General features: G+C 36.9%; 4 protein-coding genes. All 4 read left to right on the top strand.

All coding sequences use genetic code 11. The features are described from left to right. Positions 1 to 806 precede the first annotated feature (806 nt). Positions 807 to 1,034 (top strand): DegT/DnrJ/EryC1/StrS family aminotransferase, encoded by a 228-nt coding sequence (locus QUA57_RS28395; RefSeq protein WP_333065153.1) that lies wholly within the window; start codon positions 807 to 809, stop codon positions 1,032 to 1,034. Beyond that, the gene (locus QUA57_RS28840) at positions 946 to 1,284 is read left to right on the top strand and encodes a sugar transferase (protein WP_445304520.1); all 339 of its coding nucleotides are present in this window, start codon (positions 946 to 948) and stop codon (positions 1,282 to 1,284) included. Before QUA57_RS28395 ends, QUA57_RS28840 begins: the two co-directional genes overlap by 89 nt. Beyond that, complete coding sequence (locus QUA57_RS28390) at positions 1,256 to 1,537, top strand: hypothetical protein (RefSeq protein ID WP_333065151.1); 282 nt, start codon at positions 1,256 to 1,258, stop codon at positions 1,535 to 1,537. Before QUA57_RS28840 ends, QUA57_RS28390 begins: the two co-directional genes overlap by 29 nt. Continuing rightward, a partial coding sequence (locus QUA57_RS28385) for an N-acetyltransferase (protein WP_333065150.1) occupies positions 1,497 to 1,880 on the top strand: 384 nt, incomplete at its 3' end. The genes QUA57_RS28390 and QUA57_RS28385, both read left to right, overlap by 41 nt.

Raw genomic sequence — 1,880 nt, 5'->3', positions numbered from 1 at the left:
CCGGTTTTTTGCGAGATTTATTAGACCAGCAATTCTTCGGGTTTGGTGGCAGTTTTTTTACCGGCGTTATGGGAGGATGTGACGGAGTTTGTTGTACGCTTAACCTATAAGATAAACGAGTCTCAATTTCGACAAGAGAAATCACAGAAATTTCCAACCCCTGTTCCGATTTACCAGCTACACCATTATAAAAGTAAGCTTTACCGTCAGTTTTTTTGCCACTTTTTCTTAAAAAAGAACAATCAATAACAGCAATGACTGTGTGTTCAGGATTTCAGGCTTTTTCTAGGAAATAGTGATTTAATTGTGGAAAGTTAAATGTTTTGAGAAAGTGACGACGATAAGTTTTTTCACTCAAACAACTATAACGGCTGAGATTCGTGAAGTTGATTTTGCCATAGCTCAGTAAAATAGTTGAGAATAAAGTGATTAAAAACTTCTTTTGGGGTTGACTAATCCCTGGCATTTGTTGTAAGATGGATTCAATAATCTTCATAAGGCAATCTGTTAAGCTTGTGTGTTTTTATAGCTTAACCTAAAAGAGCGCCTTTTTTTCTGTTCATTTTGGGTTCAGATTGCACTCACTTTTTTTGCTTCTGTGATTTATTGCGTAAGCGTTGCTTGCCGAAGCCCTCGCATCCCTCTTGAAAAACTGTCCGGAGTATTGATAAATGTTACTTTACTTGCGTTCTTTATATTTATGGGTACAATTTTCTTCTGGCTGCTGTATTGCTATAAAATTGGGCAAGGGAAAATAAGTTAAGAAATTAGCATTTTCAATAATTCATTATCAACTTAGCTGAAAAATGACCAAACAAATCCTCCTCTCAACACCTCACATGGGTTCCCTCGAACAGGAGTTCGTCAAAGAAGCCTTTGATACCAACTGGATCGCCCCCGTCGGCCCCCATGTAGACGCTTTCGAGCAAGAATTCTGCCAAGTAGTTGGCGCTAAACAGGCAGCGGCTGTTAGGGCTGAAAAATATTGTTTGCCCAAGACCGCTTTTGCCCAGATACTTACCTTATTATTTTGACCGAGAAACAAAGCGGCACGATGTACTTCCAGGCATTACCGGATTAGCACAAATTAACGGTCGGAATAACCTATTCTGGGATGAAAGACTTGCTTTTGATGTGTACTACGTTGAAAATTGGTCTTTATTTATGGATGTAAAAATTTTGGTTAAGACAGTTGAAAAAGTTCTGCGAAGAGAATCAGTTGCTGTAGTCCCCAGTAAAATAATGAAGGACTTAGATGATGAAAGAAAACAGTGCGCTCGTTAGACAAGCTTTACCATCGGAAAGTAGCAGTATAGAAATACTACATAAAAAGGCTTTTCCCAAAGATTTTATATGCGATTGGATATTCTTAAGCCCTTTAGTATCACGATACATTAGTAAAGTGATAGAAGAAGGCGATTTTACTCAAAAATATCCAGAATTTTTTACAGTAAATTTAGCAGGTTATCTAGCTGGATATGTAAATGCTAAAATTTATGGAATCCTTAAGTATAAATTATTTAGCTGTTGCTCATAAATTTCAACGCCAAGGTATAGCAAAACAACTGTTAGCTTATCTCCTGGAAGAATGCCAAAATCATCATCAAATCAAAAAAATTAGTTTAGATGTGGATATCAATAACGAAGCAGGTTTAAGTTTATACAAACAACTCGGCTATGAAATCAAGCAGTCGAAATTTTTCTACGAAATACCAATAGATTACTTTGGCACGCAAAAATGCTCGTTTGAAGTGAAAAATTGGCGGGAAGCCGAAGCATGGCAATATAGCTATGGCTTCTCCTATATAATGCAATACGGTTCAGTTAAGAGCTATGCAGTGCTTAAAACAATAAATACAGGAGGATTCATTATTATTCCA

It is taken from the genome of Microcoleus sp. Pol7_B2 (assembly GCF_036701035.1).
Classification (GTDB): domain Bacteria; phylum Cyanobacteriota; class Cyanobacteriia; order Cyanobacteriales; family Microcoleaceae; genus Microcoleus.
The sequence above is the reverse complement of the archived record's forward strand: the minus strand, read 5'-3'. Positions and strand labels throughout refer to the sequence as shown.